The sequence below is a fragment of the Microbacterium sp. F1-18 genome, from assembly GCF_052921305.1.
The window spans coordinates 891,043-907,925 of record NZ_JBREVD010000001.1 but is presented as its reverse complement, the minus strand read 5'-3'; the positions used below and the strand labels follow the sequence as shown (position 1 = coordinate 907,925).

Annotated in this window: 18 protein-coding genes; 10 read left to right on the top strand and 8 right to left on the bottom strand. The window is 68.8% G+C overall.

Translation table 11 applies throughout. The features are described 5' to 3' along the window. The first annotated feature begins 87 nt into the window (after positions 1–87). Both ACU6RU_RS04185 and ACU6RU_RS04180 read left to right on the top strand, forming a co-directional pair. Entirely contained in the window at positions 88–3,699 is a 3,612-nt protein-coding gene (locus tag ACU6RU_RS04185; protein WP_120263761.1) for a S8 family serine peptidase, read from the top strand. A gap of 163 nt (positions 3,700–3,862) precedes the next feature. After that, the gene (locus ACU6RU_RS04180) at positions 3,863–5,161 is read left to right on the top strand and encodes an alpha/beta fold hydrolase (RefSeq protein ID WP_446725973.1); all 1,299 of its coding nucleotides are present in this window, start codon (positions 3,863–3,865) and stop codon (positions 5,159–5,161) included. A 74-nt stretch (positions 5,162–5,235) separates the two neighbouring features. On the opposite strand, the gene ACU6RU_RS04175 is transcribed toward ACU6RU_RS04180, so the two are convergent. Next, positions 5,236–5,883 (bottom strand): FMN-dependent NADH-azoreductase, encoded by a 648-nt coding sequence (locus ACU6RU_RS04175; RefSeq protein ID WP_446725972.1) that lies wholly within the window; start codon positions 5,881–5,883, stop codon positions 5,236–5,238. A gap of 72 nt (positions 5,884–5,955) precedes the next feature. Here ACU6RU_RS04175 and ACU6RU_RS04170 point away from each other — a divergent pair, with 72 nt between their 5' ends. Continuing rightward, complete coding sequence (locus ACU6RU_RS04170; RefSeq protein WP_120263758.1) at positions 5,956–6,285, top strand: winged helix-turn-helix transcriptional regulator; 330 nt, start codon at positions 5,956–5,958, stop codon at positions 6,283–6,285. 33 nt (positions 6,286–6,318) lie between these two features. After that, entirely contained in the window at positions 6,319–6,852 is a 534-nt protein-coding gene (locus ACU6RU_RS04165; RefSeq protein WP_446725971.1) for a GNAT family N-acetyltransferase, read from the top strand. Between the two features lie 214 nt (positions 6,853–7,066). Here ACU6RU_RS04165 and ACU6RU_RS04160 read toward each other — a convergent pair whose 3' ends face one another. The 3 genes from ACU6RU_RS04160 to ACU6RU_RS04150 form a co-directional block, all read right to left on the bottom strand. After that, positions 7,067–7,717, bottom strand: a complete 651-nt coding sequence (locus tag ACU6RU_RS04160) for a hypothetical protein (protein WP_446725970.1) — start codon at positions 7,715–7,717, stop codon at positions 7,067–7,069. Positions 7,718–8,030: 313 nt separating this feature from the next. Beyond that, on the bottom strand, positions 8,031–8,465 hold the full coding sequence (locus ACU6RU_RS04155; RefSeq protein WP_446725969.1) for a GNAT family N-acetyltransferase: 435 nt from the start codon (positions 8,463–8,465) through the stop codon (positions 8,031–8,033). 26 nt (positions 8,466–8,491) lie between these two features. Beyond that, entirely contained in the window at positions 8,492–8,926 is a 435-nt protein-coding gene (locus ACU6RU_RS04150) for a hypothetical protein (RefSeq protein WP_446725968.1), read from the bottom strand. A 146-nt stretch (positions 8,927–9,072) separates the two neighbouring features. Here ACU6RU_RS04150 and ACU6RU_RS04145 point away from each other — a divergent pair, with 146 nt between their 5' ends. Together ACU6RU_RS04145 and ACU6RU_RS04140 are read left to right on the top strand one after the other, a co-directional pair. After that, the gene (locus ACU6RU_RS04145; protein ID WP_446725967.1) at positions 9,073–10,050 is read left to right on the top strand and encodes an NAD-dependent epimerase/dehydratase family protein; all 978 of its coding nucleotides are present in this window, start codon (positions 9,073–9,075) and stop codon (positions 10,048–10,050) included. Positions 10,051–10,327: 277 nt separating this feature from the next. Next, positions 10,328–10,783, top strand: coding sequence for a GNAT family N-acetyltransferase (locus tag ACU6RU_RS04140; protein ID WP_446725966.1), 456 nt, complete (start codon positions 10,328–10,330; stop codon positions 10,781–10,783). A 23-nt stretch (positions 10,784–10,806) separates the two neighbouring features. Here the strand turns inward: ACU6RU_RS04140 and ACU6RU_RS04135 are convergent, their stop codons facing one another. Next, positions 10,807–11,367 (bottom strand): N-acetyltransferase family protein, encoded by a 561-nt coding sequence (locus ACU6RU_RS04135; protein WP_446725965.1) that lies wholly within the window; start codon positions 11,365–11,367, stop codon positions 10,807–10,809. Continuing rightward, positions 11,364–11,753, bottom strand: coding sequence for an arsenate-mycothiol transferase ArsC (locus ACU6RU_RS04130; RefSeq protein WP_446725964.1), 390 nt, complete (start codon positions 11,751–11,753; stop codon positions 11,364–11,366). Before ACU6RU_RS04130 ends, ACU6RU_RS04135 begins: the two co-directional genes overlap by 4 nt. A 74-nt stretch (positions 11,754–11,827) precedes the next feature. Here ACU6RU_RS04130 and trxB point away from each other — a divergent pair, with 74 nt between their 5' ends. Genes trxB through ACU6RU_RS04110 form a run of 4 tightly spaced genes read left to right on the top strand, consistent with a single transcriptional unit; the run spans position 11,828 to position 15,289 of the window. Then, positions 11,828–12,796: a thioredoxin-disulfide reductase gene (gene trxB, locus ACU6RU_RS04125; RefSeq protein WP_446725963.1), complete on the top strand. Its 969-nt coding sequence runs from the start codon at positions 11,828–11,830 to the stop codon at positions 12,794–12,796. Next, positions 12,793–13,887, top strand: a complete 1,095-nt coding sequence (arsB, locus tag ACU6RU_RS04120; RefSeq protein ID WP_446725962.1) for an ACR3 family arsenite efflux transporter — start codon at positions 12,793–12,795, stop codon at positions 13,885–13,887. Before trxB ends, arsB begins: the two co-directional genes overlap by 4 nt. After that, on the top strand, positions 13,887–14,876 hold the full coding sequence (locus ACU6RU_RS04115) for a metalloregulator ArsR/SmtB family transcription factor (RefSeq protein WP_446725961.1): 990 nt from the start codon (positions 13,887–13,889) through the stop codon (positions 14,874–14,876). Before arsB ends, ACU6RU_RS04115 begins: the two co-directional genes overlap by 1 nt. 11 nt (positions 14,877–14,887) lie before the next feature. Next, positions 14,888–15,289: an arsenate reductase ArsC gene (locus tag ACU6RU_RS04110; RefSeq protein WP_446725960.1), complete on the top strand. Its 402-nt coding sequence runs from the start codon at positions 14,888–14,890 to the stop codon at positions 15,287–15,289. A 230-nt stretch (positions 15,290–15,519) separates the two neighbouring features. Here ACU6RU_RS04110 and ACU6RU_RS04105 read toward each other — a convergent pair whose 3' ends face one another. Continuing rightward, positions 15,520–16,503 (bottom strand): pirin family protein, encoded by a 984-nt coding sequence (locus ACU6RU_RS04105; RefSeq protein WP_446725959.1) that lies wholly within the window; start codon positions 16,501–16,503, stop codon positions 15,520–15,522. Further along, a complete protein-coding gene (locus ACU6RU_RS04100; protein ID WP_446725958.1) occupies positions 16,500–16,841 on the bottom strand; it encodes a GNAT family N-acetyltransferase in 342 nt (113 codons plus the stop codon). The genes ACU6RU_RS04105 and ACU6RU_RS04100 overlap by 4 nt, the downstream gene beginning before the upstream one ends. Positions 16,842–16,883: the final 42 nt, after the last annotated feature.

Genomic DNA, 16,883 nt, shown 5'->3' with positions numbered 1-16,883 from the left:
TTGTGTCGGAACTGTGAGCTAGGTTGACTTCACCGCGCGCCGACGACGCCGCGCGGACTGCTCATCCATCCCCCCACTGGAGCGCACATGGTTCGCACCACCCTGCGAACAGTCGCGGCTGTATCCCTGGCTGCACTGTTCACGAGCTCTGCCGCAACGGCATCCTTTGCTGCAACGGGAGAGGGGGTGAACATCCCGGTTCCGATCGAGAGCGAGAGCGGGCGCTACATCGTCCTGCTCGATGAGGCTCCCGTCGCGACCTACGAGGGCGGCGAGGCCGGTCTCGCGCCGACCAAGCCCGACGAGGGCGAGCGTCTCGACGTCCAGTCGCGCGCCGTGACCGACTACTCCGGCTTCCTCGAACAGCGTCAAGAAGAGGTCGCGAGCGAGGTCGGCGCGACCCCCGACGCGACCTACCAGACCACTCTCAACGGGTTCGCGGCTCAGCTGACCGCCGATCAGGCGGGCAAGCTCGCGGCCAAGAAGGGCGTGCTCGGCGTCTTCCCCGACGAGATCCGTCACGTCGACGCCGTTCCCTCGACCGAGTTCCTCGGCCTCGAGGGCGCCGGCGGCGTCTGGGAGAAGGTCGGCGGCATCGATGCTGCCGGTGAAGGCGTCGTCGTGGGCGTCGTCGACACCGGCATCGCGCCGGAGAACCCGGCATTCGCCGGCGACGCGCTCGGCGGCTCGGCGGGCGCTCAGCCCTACCGCGACGGCGACGAGGTCGTGTTCACGAAGGCCGACGGCGGCGAGTTCCGCAGCACGGTCGTCGATCAGGATGCCGGGACGAAGGATGCCTGGGACCCGTCGCTCCTGAACACCAAGCTCATCGCGGCGCACTACTTCAGCGAGGGTGCCGCCGCCAACGGGTTCTCGTTCGCCGACGACCACCTCTCGCCGCGTGACGGCGACGGACACGGCTCGCACACGGCGAGCACCGCCGCGGGTAATAACGGTGTCGACGCGACGGTCGAGGGGGTCGACTTCGGCTCGATCTCGGGAGTCGCGCCGGCCGCGAAGGTCGCGTCGTACAAGGCCTGCTACGTCGGGCCCGACCCGCTCGTCACGACGGATGACATCTGTGCGCTCAGCGACCTGCTGGCCGCGATCGACCAGGCCGTCGCCGACGGCGTGGACGTCATCAACTATTCGATCGGCGGCGGCTCGGCCACGACCGTGCTCGCACCGGAGGACATCTCGTTCTTCAATGCGGCGGCGGCGGGTGTCTTCGTCGCAACCAGCGCCGGCAACTCCGGCCCCGACCCGGTCACGGCCGATCACGCCTCGCCCTGGTACGCCACGGTCGCGGCATCCACCATCCCGACCTGGGAGGGCACCGTCCGCCTCGGTGAGGAGGGCGACGCCTCGGCCGCCCAGTTCGCGGGTGCGTCCGTCTCGGTCGGCTTCGGCGACACGATCTCGGGTCCCTCGGTCTTCGCCGGCGACGCCGGTCTGGCCGGTGCCGCGACCCCCGAGCTCTGCCTGCTCGGCTCGCTCGATCCGGCCAAGGTCACCGGCAAGATCGTCGTCTGCGACCGAGGGTCGAACGCCCGTGTCGAGAAGTCGCAGGCGGTCGAAGAGGCCGGCGGTATCGGGATGATCCTGACCAACGTCACGCCCGCGTCGCTCGACAACGACTTCCACTCGGTTCCCACCGTGCACGTCGCCGACACCGCCCGACCGGCCGTGCTCGAGTACGTGCAGGGCGGCACCGACCGCGTCGTCACCCTGATCGGCGAGAACGTCACCGGCAGTGAGACCCCGGTCCCGCAGGTGGCGGGCTTCTCGAGCCGCGGGCCGATGCTCGCCGACGGCAGCGATGTCATCAAGCCCGACATCACCGCTCCCGGCGTCGCGATCCTCGCGGCCACCGAGAACGGAATCGACGAGGACCCGACGTTCGGCATCCTCTCGGGCACCTCGATGTCGTCGCCGCACGTCGCCGGCCTCGCCGCGCTCTACCTCGGTGAGCACCCTCTCGCGACTCCCGCCGAGGTGAAGTCGGCGATGATGACCACCGCTTACGACACGGTGGACGCCGCCGGAGTTGCGGTCACCGACCCGTTCACGCAGGGGGCCGGACAGACCGACCCGACGAAGTACTTCGAGCCGGGCCTGCTCTACCTGAACGGTCCGGCCGACTGGGCCGCGTACCTGCAGGGGCTGGGACTGCGTGACTTCGGCGTCGACCCGATCGATCCGAGCGACCTGAACCTGCCTTCCATCGGCGTCGGCGCGCTCGGCGCGCCGCAGACGGTGACCCGCACGATCACGGCCACCGAGGCCGGGACGTACCAGGCGCAGGCATCCGTCCCCGGCGTCGACGTGCAGGTGTCGCCGTCGTCGGTGACGCTCGCGGCGGGCGAGTCGGCCACGGTCGAGATCACGCTGTCGCGCGTCGACGCACCGATGGGCGAGTGGGCCACCGGCTTCCTCACCTGGACGGGCGGAGCAAACGATGTGCGCTCGCCGATCGCCGTTTTCCCGGTGCCGGTCGACGCTCCGGCGTCGGTCTCGGGAACGGGCGTCACGGGCTCGGTCGACGTCACCGTCGCGCCCTCGCTGACGGGTGAGATCGACCTCGGTCTGTCGGGTCTCGTTCCGCAGGAGTTGCGCGTGAACCCGGACTTCCCCGAGGTGCCCGGTCACTCCGGTGACCAGGACTCGTTCTACGACGAGGGCGAGGCCGGCTTCAACACGTACGAGATCGTCGACGTTCCGGAGGGCACCGAGTTCGCGCGCTTCGCTGTCGAGACCGAGGCGACCGAGACGACCGACCTCGACATGACGGTGTACCGCGTCGTGAGTCCCGACGACCTGCGCTACTACGAGCAGTGGTCGTCGGCGACGGCGTCGGCCAACGAGGCGGTCTCGCTCACGGCTCCCACCGCGGGCACCTACCTGGTCAAGGTCAACCGGTACTCGTTCAGCGAGCCGTTCACCTACGACCTCACCACCGCGGTCGTCGCGGCGGGGGTGTCGGGCGGCGAGTTCACCGCGACACCTGACCCGCTGCCGACGGTGCAGGGAGAGAGCGCGACCTACACCCTGTCGTGGGCCGGGCTCGAGCCCGAGACGTCGTACGTGGGCGTGGTGCGCTACGGCGACTCGTCGATCCGGACGATCGTCGACGTCGAGTCGGGCCAGGGAGCCCCGGTCGCGGTCGTCGCGCCCGAGGTCACCGGCTCGGCGAAGGTCGGGGCGACGCTGACGGCCACAGCCGGCGAGTGGGACCCCGCCGAGGTGAGCGTCGCCTATCAGTGGCTTCGCGGCGGTGAGCCCATCGAGGGCGCCACCTCGGCGTCGTACAAGGTGACGCGCGCCGATGTCGGCACGGCTCTGTCGGTGCGGGTGACCGCGACGGCGGAGGGCAACCCGCAGGTCGGAACCGCGGTGTCGAACGAGGTGTTCGTGAAGTTCGCCTCGGCGACGACGGTGTCGCTCAACCGGTACGTCGGGACGGCTTCGCAGCCGTACGTCGTTTCGGTGAAGGTCACCCCGACCGGGGGCGCCCCGGCTACGGGCACCGTCGACATCTGGGTGAACTCGACCCGCTACAGCGCGGATGTCGTCGACGGCACGGCGCGCGTCGAGCTGCCTCGGCAGTCGCGCGGACTGAAGGTCGTCGTCGCCACCTACAACGGCAGCGACACGGTCGAGGGATCGCTGGGGCTCAGCGGCTTCCTCGTGCTGTGGTGATGACCGGCTGACGCGCTGCGGCGCGGATGAGCGGGGCGCTCGGACGACGGTCCGGGCGCCCCGTCGCGTACGGCTGGAGTGGGCCCCGACATCGTTCGCGAGGATGCCGCGGAAGCGTCCTCCGGCTGACGCGGCCGATCCCCCGGGCTGTTTGGCTGGCGTCATGCATCACTCACCTCGTTCCTCGATTCTCCTTCCCGCGACTCTGCTCGCCCTCGGCGGACTGCTCAGCGCCTGCAGCGTCGCCCCCTCGGCACCGACGTCCCCTCAGGCGGACGCGATCGCGTGGCAATCGTGCGACGGTCTGGTCTCGCAGGTCGCCGCGCTCTATGACGTCATGGAGACTCCCTCGCCGCTCGACGGGTGGGGCGATCGGATGCAGTGCGCGAACGTCTCGGTTCCCCTCGACTACGACGATCCCGACGGGCGGCAGATCACCATCGCCGTCAGTCGAATGGTGCCGGAGGGGCGAAGCGCCGGCACGATCCTGACCAACCCCGGTGGGCCGGGCCTCGAGGGGAGAACGACGCCCGCCCTGCTCGCAGCCTCCGGCATGGGGGATCTGGCAACGGATCACACGCTCATCGGCATCGACATTCGTGGCACGGGCGGCTCGACGAGCATCAATTGCGACGGTTCGCTCGACGTCCCGCTGCCCGAGGGAACCGTGGACGAGCGGGTGGCGGTGGACTATTCGGTCGCGGTCGCGGCTGCGAACGAGGCATGCGTCGAGCAAGACCCCGCGTATTTCGCTCAGCTGACCACGGCTAACGCGGCTCGCGACATGGACCGCGTCCGTGCGGCGATCGGCGCTGACCAGGTCGACTACGTCGGTGTGTCGTGGGGAACGGAGCTCGGCGCCGCCTATCTCGCCCAGTATCCCGACCGCGTACGTCACATGCTGCTGGACAGCATGGTCGACCTCAGGCACGACGCAGCGATGAGCCTGGACGATCTGGTCGCAGCCGACGTCGCGTACGGCAGCGATGACGAAGCCGGTGTCGCCGACGACGTCGTGGTAGACGGCCTGTCATCGCCCGACAGCTACGTGCCCTCCAATCTCACGACGCGAACGGCCTTGACCTGCAACGCGTACACCGGCGCGACCGACCCCGAGGCCGTCTGGTCTGCTCACCTCGCCCGAAGCGAAGCGATCGGCAGCGATCCGCAGGTTCGCATGCAGCACCCGTTGAGCGGAGGCCTCGCGGGCACGTCCGCCTGCGCGGGATGGCCGATCGAGGCGCATCCGCTTGTCCTGACCTCCGGTGACGCGGGAGACAAGCTGCAGATCGTGGCTCACGCCTCCGAGACGGTGACCCCCGCGCCGTGGGGCACGCTCGCGCATGCGCTCCTCGGTGGGAACCTGACCATCCTCGACGACGCGGTCCACGGCTCGCTCGCCAACGGCGACAACGCCGCCGAGGCGGTGGAGTACCTCCGCAACGGCACCCCGATGTCGTGAGGTGAGCATTCGAGGGGCGGAGCGCCGGCGAGGCGCCCCGCCCCTCGAACGCGAGAACGGGGCGTGGCGGTCGGTCAGGCGGGGTGGGATGCCGCGAGGGTGCGGCCGGCCGTGACGGCATCCCGTTCGGCGTTCGCGCGCAACTCGGCCGCCGCCTCTGTGAAGGCGTCGAGCGCGGGGTTCACTCCCACGAGGGTGAAGGGACGGTGGACCACCGTGAGGTCGAGGCCCCAGACGTCTGCGAAGACGCGCCGAAGCCATCCGGTCGAGTGGTCCCAGCCCTCCTTCGGGCTGCCGGGCTCGTAGTTGCCACCCAAGACGGTGACGAGGGTCGCGGGCTTGCCGCGCAGCGCCGTGCCCTGCGGGTCGATGCGCGGGTCGGTGTATGCCAGGTCGAACCAGGTCTTCACGTGCTGCGAGACGCCGTAGTTGTACAGCGGCACGGTGAAGAGCAGGGCGTCGGCGCCGATGAGCTCGTCCGCCAGCTGCTCGCGCAGGGCGATCGCCTCGCGTTGTCCGTCGGTGAGCTGCTCGGCGGGTGTGAAGCCGGCGGTCACGGCATCCCGCCAGGCGGTCGCCGGGACCGGATCGGCGGCGATGTCGCGGCGCACGACGTTGCTCGAAGGGTGAGCGGCGAGCCATTCGGCCTCGACGAGGTCGCCCAGCTCGCGGCTGGCTGAGGTGGCGGGGAGGATGCTGGCATCCAGGCGGAAGAGGGTCATGCGCTTCTCCGATCAGAGGGGCTATGAAAAACAAAGCGACTTCGGGAACGCTAGCACACGTACGATAGGGGGATGGCCGAGCCCCACGATGCGCGACAGTGCGATGCTGCGGTGTCGCACGCGTTCTCGGTGCTCGGCAAGCGGTGGAACGGCATGATCGTCGACGTGCTCGGGCAGGGTGAGCTCTCGTTCGTCGGCCTGCGTCGCGCCGTCGCCGGCATCAGCGACGCGGTGCTCTCCGATCGGCTCACCGAGCTCTCGGATGTCGGGCTGGTCGTCCGACGCGTCGAGTCGGGCCCACCTGTCGCGGTCACCTACGCGCTCACGGACGCCGGGTCGCGCCTCGTGCCGATCCTCAGCCAGCTCGGCGAATGGGCCGACGGCAACCTCGCACGCCGCTGAGCGCGCACCGGAGCAGGTCGGAGAATAGAGACCGTGATCGACGGCCTGAACCTCCCGGCATCCCTTTCCGCACGCGCGGCGGATGTCGTCGTCCGGCGTGCGACGCCGGACGATCTCGACCCGATCGTGCGGCTGCTGTCGGACGACCCGATCAGCGCGGGCCGGGGCGACGTCGCGCGCGATGAGGACCGCGGCGCGTACGCCGACGCGCTCGAGCGGATCATCGCGAATCCGGCGAACGAGCTGCTGGTCGCCGCCGATGATGCCGGTCGGGTCGTGGCGACCCTGCAGCTGACCCTCATCCCGGGAATGGCGCGGCGGGGGAGCACCCGCCTGCTTGTCGAGGCCGTCCGGGTCGCGAGTGCCGAACGCTCATCCGGCATCGGCACCGCACTCATGCGGTGGGTGGTGGATGCCGCGGCAGTCGAGCTCGGCGTTTCCCTCGTGCAGCTCACATCGGATGCCGCGCGCGTCGATGCGCACCGGTTCTACCGCAGGCTCGGCTTCGTCGACTCGCACGTCGGGTTCAAGTACGCTGTGCCCCCGGCAACGACCGGCGGCCGATGACGGGTAGTCGTCACGAGCTCTGTCTGGTGAACGGCCAATTCTCCGCGTGCGTGAAGGGGAGCGATCACCTGCACAGAGTCCATGGTCGCGCCGTCCAATGAGCGGCCTAGGCCGCGCGGCTGGCGCCGCATGGCATCGGCCAGGTCTGGCAATGCCGCCCGCTATCCCCGTATCCGCTGCCGGCGCGGTCGATGCAAGGACCAAGCTAGCCACCTTAGATCGAGAGGATCGTGTACCAAACTGAGCGTCGCCGTCGTCGCCGGCGGATCGCATGGCGTCGCAGAGATGTCCACTGCTCGAGGGTGGCGTTCTGCCGGCGCCTGTTCCGGTTGATCGCGCGTTGCCTCCGCTGCGCCAGCGCGCGGCGACCAGCGCGCACGTCTGCTGTCACGATCTTCGGGCTGGATTCTGCAAGCGTTAGCGCGGCCTGAACGTACTGCTGTCGACGCCGCGACGACATCGTCACGAGAAGGAGGTAAGGCGAGAAGAGGATGACGAATGTGACCATGACAATCAGCGGCATGAGATCGATGAACACCTGAATTTTCCAGCCCCCGATGACAAGGGCCACGAGCGCGCTCGCCGAGATGAAACCGAAAAAGTAGAAGACCGGAACCGGCCAGCCGCCCTGCGCTGGGGCAGGGCGGAAGAGCGAGAGGGATGCCAGCTTCAGACTGTCCGTTGTTATGGCTTGCCTCAGGGAGGCCGCCGCGTCACCGTCCTCGAGGTTCGCAAGCAGTGCCGAGTTACTACGAATCGCTGCATGCAGTCGCCGCCGAGTGCTGAGCATCTGGATTGTTTGCAAGATGCCGACTGCGCCGGCGCTACCGATAAGGGCAACGAGCACTGGTGAAATGATCTCCATTCCGGCAACGCTAGGGGGGCCCCTGACACTGGCCCGGGCCGGCCACGCGGCACCCGCGATCGTTGTGCTCTCCGAGCGAGTTACACAGTCAATCAGATGCACTCGGCCCGCACACCGCGGTTGACGCTCGTAGAGTCTGTTGGCTCGGTCGTTCGCCGCCCGCCACCAGGCTTCTTCCCCGGGCTGGCGTATCCTGTCGTGCGCCAGACCGCTTTCCGGGGCGAAGACGCCCGGGAAGCGTTCATTCCGGTTGGAAACCGCGCTCTGGAATCGGACGAATCGCGGCACACGGCGACGATATCGACGTTCGGTATCAGGCTTCCGTGCGCAGGGTCAGCCACACGTCGACGTCGTCCTCGCTGTCGAGCGCGAAGCCGTGTCGTTCGTAGAGGCGTCTCGCGGCGCTGCCCTGCAGGACGTTGAGGCGTGTCGGACCGCCGTGCGGCTCGGCGATCACCGAACGCAGAACGGCGCTGCCGATGCCCCGCCCCTGCAGCGACGCGGGCACGTAGAAGTGCTCGATCCAGCGGGTGCCGTCTTCCGGGCGGGTCGTGATGCAGCCGGCATCCGTCCCGTCGACGACGATGATGCGGGTCCACTCCGGGCGGAAGCCCGCCCGCATCCGCTCGCGAACCCGGTGCTCGTCGAAGCGGCCGAGGCGCTCGAGGTCGGCGCGCAGCACGGCGGCGCGCAGCTCGACGAGCCACTCGATGTCGGCCGGGGCTGTGGGGCGGAGGGTGACATCCATCCCGTCGAGTCTATGGACGGACCGGGTCAGGGTTGCTCGGCCTCTTCAGCCGGAGTCCAGGCGTAGTAGGTGCCGTCGTTCTCGGCCACCGCCCATTCGCCGCACACGGTGACGCGGTCGATCGCGTAGACATCGGGGCCCGCCGCGATCTCCATGGTGGGGGCGGAGAGTCGCTCGACGTCCTCGCACCCCGTCAGCCCGTCGGCGCTCGAGAACAGCAGAGACTCCGCCTCGGCGCGGGTCGAGACGACACGTGTGATGTCGCGTGCGTCGGCCGGCAGCCAGGCGGGCGCCTCGCCTCGGGCCTGCGCGAGATCCTTCGCCGTCGCGTAGGTGCTCTCGGCTCTGCCATATGCGACGGAGTCGACGGCGGCGCAACCCGACAGGGCCAACAGGATGGCCGCCATGCCGAGTACGGCGGCGCCGGGCGGGAGATCGCGGGGGAGGCGTGGCTTGGTCATGTCATCGACGCTACGAACCGCTGCCGCCGGCGTCGTCGCTCGGTTGGATGAGCGTCGTCCATCTCGCGGATGACGCCGTGCCCGCGGTTTGCGCCGACAGCGAAGGTGACTCGTCCGCGCCGGTCGATGCCTGTTGACTGGCGGGCATGAGACGGATTCTCGTGCTGGGTGGAACCGGATGGCTCGGGCGCGAGATCGCGCGGCTGGCGCGCGACAGCGGGGCCGAGGTGGTCTGCCTGGCGCGTGGCGAATCGGGGTCAGCGCCGGACGGGGTGGAGCTGGTGCGGGCGGACCGCTCGCGTCCGGGCGCCTATGACGGCGTCGGGGGTGCGTGGGATGAGGTGGTCGAGCTCGCCTCCGAGCCGCAGCTCGTGGAGTCCGCTCTGAACGCGCTCGCGGACCGCGCGGCGCACTGGACTCTGGTCTCGACCGTGTCGGTGTACGCGGACGACAGCACGCCCGGCGCCGACGAGACGGCGCCGCTGGTCGAACCGCAGAACCTCGCTGACTACCCGGATGCGAAAGTGGCCGCCGAGCGCGTCTCCGCTGCCGCGGTCGGTGACCGCCTGCTCATCGCTCGACCCGGCCTGATCGTGGGTCCGGGTGATCCGAGCGATCGTCTCGGCTACTGGCCGGCGCGGCTGTATCGCGGGGGCGAGGTGCTCTCTTCGACGACGAGCCGCCGATTCGTTCAGTTCATCGACGTCGAAGACCTCGCTGCGTGGACCGTCGGCGCGGGCGCCGCCGGGCTCACCGGAGCCTTCAACGCCGTCGGTGAGGTTCACACGATGGACGACTTCTTGCGTGCCGCGGGGTCCGTCGCCGGGTTCGAGGGGGAACTCATCGCCGTCGAAGACGAGAGGCTCCTCGCTCTCGACGTGCACTACTGGGCCGGTCCCCGGTCGCTTCCGTTGTGGTTACCGCTCGAGGCCAGGGGCTTCGCACAGCGAAATGGAAGCGCCTTCGTCGCTACGGGAGGTCGGTCGCGACCAGTCGCAGACACCTTGACCCGCGTGCTCGCGGACGAGATCTCGCGGGGCGTCGACCGGCCTCGGCGCTCCGGGCTGACGGTGGAAGAGGAGCAGGACGTCCTGGCCGCCGCCCGTCGGTCGTCCGCGGAGTGAGTCCGGGGCGAAGCATGGAGGTCGGTAGCCTGCGAGGAGAGGCGGATCCGTGTCAGCGCCTCGAAAGTGAGCGACCGGCCGGCAGGTTCGGCGGCAAGTGAGGACGATCATGACGAGTGCCTGGGTAGATCGATGGGTCGCGGGCTGGTGCAGTTCACGGCAGATGCCTCGACGCCGCGACGGCGACAGCTGGCTTGTGGACGTCGCGACAGAGGGCCGTTCCCACGAACGCGTCGCGTCTACCGCGTCGCTGAAGGAAATCGACCGCCTGGTCGCAGTGACGACCGCGCCCGATGTCAGGCTGACTCTCGTCGGCGAGCTCGACGCGTCGATGCGCGACGCTGTCGCCGTCCTCGATCCTGTGAACACGAGCGAGTGCATGATGAGCGCGCCGATCCCGCCGGGCATCGTGCCGGCTCAGGTCGAGATCGAGCAGGATGGATCGGTTGCGTACGCGCGGATCCACATGGACGGGGAGCTGGCCGCGCACGGGCAGGTCGCCGTGAATGCCGGCGACGCGGTGTTCGATCGCATCAGGACGATGTCGGCATTCCAGCGCCGAGGGCTGGGGCGCCTCATCATGACCGGCCTCGCCGCCTGGGCCGCCGAGCATCAAGCGACGACCGGGATCCTCGTGGCGAGCGCCGACGGACGCAAGCTGTACGAGAGCCTCGGCTGGTCTCCGGTCGCTCCTATCGCGATGTTCCGCGGGCGGGGTGATGAGCAAGGCTGACTCGATGAGGCCCGCGTTATCGATCAAGACGACGATCCGTCGTTCTCCGGAGCGGCGTGCTGGGGCGGAGTCGAGCCTGCTCGCGCTCGATGCGTGCTCATCCCACCTGCCGGAAACGATCGTTTGCGGGACGTCGGCTCGTGCTGCGCTGTGAGCCCGCCGAAACCCAGGACCGTATCGAAACCTAGGTTTCGGGGCGAACGTTTTCGGTAGGGGGTTTTGACTCGGGTTAGGCGTGGCGGCGCTCGATGAGGATCGTGTTGCGCCAGGTGCCTGCCCCAGGGTCCGTAGGTCATGTATCCGATGCGTTCCCGGTGCCTGATGCGGCGGAAGCCGGCCCGCTCGTGCAGGGCCAGGCTGGCGTGGTTCTCAGGGAAGACGGTCGCTTGTACCGTCCAGATGCCAGCGGCGTCGACGTTGCTCAGGAATGCGTCGAGAAGCGCCGAGCCGACGCCGTGGCCCTGGGCGTGGCCGGCGATGTAAATGGAATGCTGCACGACGCCGCGGTAGGCCTCGTCGCGGTAGATCGTTTCGACCTGGGGCCAATCATTTGCGACCATCGCCCGCACGGTGACTGCGGTCACAGGCGAAGGAGAGCCGCCTGGATTTTGTCCAAGACTGCCTGGCGCAGGGGGCGGACGGCATCGACATCCCAGGACTCGGGGTTGGGGAACTCCCATTCCAGTACATCGCCGCGCGGAGTAGCGGGGAGCTCGAGACCGGGTTTCATGAGGACCACGACGTCGGCGGCGTCGAGGTCGGCGGGGGTAACCGCGCGCGGCACTCGCCCGCTGATGTCGATCCCCAGCTCAGCAACGGTCGCCGCGATGGTCAGGTTCACCGCGTCGGCTGGAGTGAGGCCTGCCGAGGTGGCGGTGAAGCGATCTCCGGCGACATGCTCCAGGAGCGCAGCGCCCAGCTGTGATCGGCCAGCGTTGTGCTGGCAGATGAACAAGACGGTCGGCTTCATGTCGCGCTCCTCGGTGCGTGTTGCTTGCATCAATCAGGATTGCGGACTGCATAGCCATCTGTCAATATAGATACATGTCGATTCAAGAGGTTGAGCTGGTCATCGTTGGATCGGGCCCTTCGGGTTACACGGCCGCGGTGTACGCGGCACGGGCAGGGCTCGCTCCGGTCGTCATTTCGGGTTCTGTCACCGCTGGCGGCGCGCTCATGACGACCACGGAGGTGGAGAACTTCCCGGGGTTCGTCGATGGGGTTCAGGGGCCGGAGCTGATGGACACGATGCGCCGTCAAGCCGAGCGGTTCGGCGCCCGCATCCTTCTCGATGACGCGATCCGCGTCGACCTCGCACCTGAGATGAAGGTCATTGAGACAGGCGCGGGGGAGACGTTCCACGCTCGCGCCGTCATCCTCACTATGGGGTCCGCATACCGGAAGCTCGGGCTTCCCGACGAGGAGCGCCTGTCGGGCCACGGTGTGTCGTGGTGCGCGACGTGCGATGGGTTCTTCTTCCGGGACCAGGACATTGTCGTGGTTGGTGGTGGGGATTCGGCCATGGAGGAAGCCCTGTTCCTGACGCGGTTCGCGCGGAAGGTCACCGTCGTTCACCGCCGTGACTCGTTCCGGGCAGCAAGGATCATGGCCGAGCGTGTGCTCGAGCACCCGAAGATCGATGTCGCGTGGAACAGCGAGATCGCGGCTTTGCAGGGAGAGGAGAAGGTGCAGGGGGTTCGCCTCCGCGACACTGCCACCGGTATTGAGCGTGACCTTCCTGTGACGGGCGTGTTCGTCGCGATCGGTCACGACCCTCGCTCTGAGCTCGTTACCCGACAGGTAGCCACCGACACCGATGGGTACGTGCTGGTGGACCACCCCTCCACCCGCACCTCACTCACCGGAGTGTTCGCTGCCGGTGACCTCGTCGACCACACATACCGGCAAGCCATCACGGCCGCCGGGACCGGATGCGCCGCCGCCCAAGACGCGCAGCATTACCTCGCCGCGCTCGATATGCCCGCCCTCGCCTCGGCGGAGGCTTTCGCGTGACCGACGCAGCGCCCGCAACCCGCCGCCTCTCGACCCTCGACCGGTGGCTGCCGCTGTGGATCGGGTTGGCCATGGCCGGCGGCATCCTCCTCGGCCGGTTCATCCCAGGCCTGCCCGAACTTCTCTCGCACCTCGAGGTCGGGGGAATCTCGATCCCGATCGCGATCGGACTGCTGGTCATGATGTACCCAGTCCTCGCGAAGGTCCGCTACGACAAGGTCGCCGCCGTCACCGGTGACAAGAGACTCCTCATCTCGTCGCTCGCATTGAACTGGGTTGCGGGTCCGGCGCTGATGTTCGCTCTGGCGTGGATGTTCCTGCCTGACCTGCCCGAGTACCGGACGGGGCTGATCATCGTCGGCCTCGCCCGCTGTATCGCCATGGTCGTCATCTGGAACGACCTCGCCTGCGGCGACCGGGAAGCGGCCGCCGTGCTCGTCGCGATCAACTCGGTGTTCCAGGTCATCGCGTTCTCGCTCCTCGGCTGGTTCTACCTCACTGTCCTCCCTGGATGGCTGGGTCTCGACAGTCAGGGCCTGGACGTGTCGATCTGGCAGATCGCGCTCAACGTGCTCGTGTTCCTCGGGGTGCCCCTGACCGCGGGGTTCGCATCCCGTCTCATCGGGGAGCGCCGCAAGGGCCGCGCCTGGTACGAGAACTCATTCCTGCCCAAGATCGGACCGTGGGCGTTGTACGGGTTGCTGTTCACGATCGTGCTGCTGTTCGCCCTTCAAGGCGAGCAGGTCATTTCACGGCCGCTGGATGTCGTGCGGATCGCACTGCCGCTGCTGGTGTACTTCGCCGTCATGTGGTTCGCCGGTCTCCTCACCGGCAAGGCCCTCGGTCTGGGCTACGCCCGTTCGTCGACACTCGCGTTCACCGCGGCCGGCAACAACTTCGAACTCGCCATCGCCGTCGCGATCGGCGCGTTCGGCGCCACGTCCGGGCAGGCCCTCGCCGGGGTGGTCGGTCCGCTGATCGAGGTGCCCGTGCTGGTGGGCCTGGTCTACGTCTCCCTGTGGGCCGCGCGGACATGGTTCCACACCGACCCCTACGCGACACCCGAACCCGCCCTGGAGAGGACTCGATGATGAGCGCCACCATCACCACCGCAGACGACACCTGCGCCGCGGCCCCCACACACGCGATCGGGGATGAGGCGGCCACAGCGATCGCGACCACGTTGAAGGCGCTGTCGGACCCGCTGCGGCTACGGATGCTGTCTGCGATCGCCACCGACGCGCGCGGGGAATCGTGCGTGTGCGACCTCGCCGAGCTGGCCGACGTGTCGCAGCCGACCGTGTCGCATCACCTCAAGGTGCTCCGCGACACCGGGGTACTCACCTCCGAACGGCGCGGCACCTGGGTTTGGTACCGGATCGCGCCCGCTCTCCGCCCAGCCGTGACGACGCTGCTGGACTCGTTCGCTCCCGCCGCGATCGCCCCCGCCCGTGCCGAGCATGCCGGCCTCGAGAACGTCGACGACGCCCTCACCCACCTCGCTGAAGCTCTCGCTCAGGACTACCCGCAGCTCGATCGCAGTCTCGTGGAGACGATCGTCCGGGAGTCTTACACATCCCTCGCCAAGAGCGCCCGGGTGAAGAATCACCTGCTGGCCCTCACCGAGCGGTTCGCCCGGCAACGGCTCACCGACATCACCCGCGACCGCACACATGGGCAGCCGCAGGTCTTGTTCGTCTGCGTCGCGAACGCAGGCAGGTCGCAACTCGCAGCCGCGCTGGTGAATCAACGCTCCGGCGGCGCCGTCATCGCACGCTCGGCCGGATCAACCCCGGCCGCCGAGATCCACCCCCATGTGCAGCCCCTCATCGACGAGCTGACTGCGGGCAACGACGAGCCACGGTTCCCCAAGCCGCTGACCGACGACGCCGTCCGTGCGGCCGATGTCGTCATCACGATGGGATGCGGCGACGTGTGCCCCATCATCCCCGGCGTCCGCTACGAGGACTGGACCGTCGGTGACCCCGCCCTCGCCTCCGCAGAAGGCGTCGCCGCCATCCGCGACGACATCGCCCGACGCGTCGACGCCCTCCTCGCCACACTCACCTCCACCTGCTGACCGGAGCAACCATGACTGACACCAAGCCCTCCGTCCTCTTCGTCTGCGTCCACAACGCCGGCCGCTCACAAATGGCCGCCGGATTCCTCCGCGACATCGCCGGCGAACGCATCGAAGTTCGCTCTGCCGGGTCCATGCCCGCCGACCAGATCAACCCCACCGCCGTCCAGGCGATGGCCGAACTCGGCATCGACATCACCGCCGAGCAGCCGAAGGTCCTCACGACCGAGGCCGTGCAGGCGTCGGACGTCGTCATCACGATGGGCTGCGGTGACGCGTGCCCGTTCTTCCCCGGGAAGCGCTACGAGGACTGGAAGCTCGACGACCCCGCCGGCCAGGGCATCGACGCCGTCCGTCCCATCCGCGACGACATCCGCGCACGGATCCAGCAGCTCGTCAGCGAGCTCGTCTGAGGCAGTGGAGGCGCCGAAGCAGCTCGAACTCAGGGCCTTCGGCTCAGCCGACAAGAGTCACGCTACGCTCGCGCCGTGAAAGCTGACGATGTTCCCAACCGGATCCCGATCGATCGTGAGCGACATGACGTCGAGTATCGGACTCTCTCGAATTTGACCTCTCCATGCCCCGTCTGGGCGGGTGGTGGCTGACACACCCGGCGGGGAGCCGAAGCGTGCGCCCCGCCGGGTCAGAGCCGCCGGCGGCGGGGCGTCAGCCGGACGTGTGGCAGCGGCGGCGCGGGGATCCGCTCGTTGCCGTGACCGACGACATGGCCGAACCGATCGGATGCCGCTTCCCACTCCTCGCGGGCGACTTCGATCTCGTCGTGGCTGCGGCCGACGAAGTTCCACCACATGACGATCTCGTCGCTGAACGGCTCACCGCCCAGGAGGAACACCGTCGCCTCCTCGTCGCCGGCGGCCAGACGGACGACATCACGACCGTCACCGAGGTAGAGCAGGGCGCCGGGCGCGACAGCATCCGGTGCCGCGGCATCCTCGCCGTCGACCCGAACCGAGCCGAACACCGGCACGACGGCGTACTCCCACGCGGTCTCGAGGGGCAGCTCGACGACCGTCCCGGCGGGCAGCCGCAGCTCGGCTCCGACGATGGGCGTGTGCATCGTCGCGGGAGAGACGGCCCCGGCGAGCTCGCCGACGACGACGGTCGCCACAGCCCCGCCGCCGAGGTCGAACTCGGGCAGGTCGGCGTGCCGTTCGAACTCGGGCGCCCCATGGCGGCGTTCCTCGGGGAGGGCCACCCACAGCTGCAGGGCATCGAGCGGGATCGGCTCGTCGCCGACGGAGTACTCGGAGTGGGCGATACCGGCGCCGCTGGTCATGATGTTCAGCGCGCCACGCTCGATGACGACATCGCTGCCGAGTGTGTCGCGGTGATGCACCTCGCCGGCGAGCGGCCACGTGACGGTCTGCAGCCCGATGTGCGGATGCGGCTCGACACGCATCCGCGTGCGCTGCGGGCCGAAACGGTCGAGGAAGCACCAGGCGCCGACGAGCGGCAGATCGCGCTGCGGCAGGAAGCGATGCACCGACATCGCACGCACGCCGCCGAGCGGCACCTCGCGTGCCTCGAGCAGCGCCCGTCGTGGACCGGGGGAGCCTGTCCCCGGGTCTTCGTCGACGGGCGCCGTCTCGGCGTCGAAGCGGGTCACGCCGACGGTTCCGCCGGGGCAGCGGCGCCGGCGGCATCCTCGTCGCGCCAGTCGACCTGCAGGCCGGCGACCTCGTTCTCGCGCAGGAACTTCACGATGAACGGGCATTCGGGAACGACGGTCTCGCCGCGCCGCGCGACATCGGCGAGGGCATCACGTGCCAGCGTCTTGCCGAGGCCCCGTCCACCGAACTCCTTCTCGACCACGGTGTGGTCGAACACCAGTCGGCCCTCGTCGTCGCGGCGGAACGCGGCGTATCCCGCCGCCGCGCCGCAGACCGTCAGGTCGTATCGGTCGTTCGCATCGTCACGGGTGACGGTGATGGTCTCGTCGGTCATGGGGTCTCCTCATCGGTCCCCTCCACGGTAGAGCCGCACGAG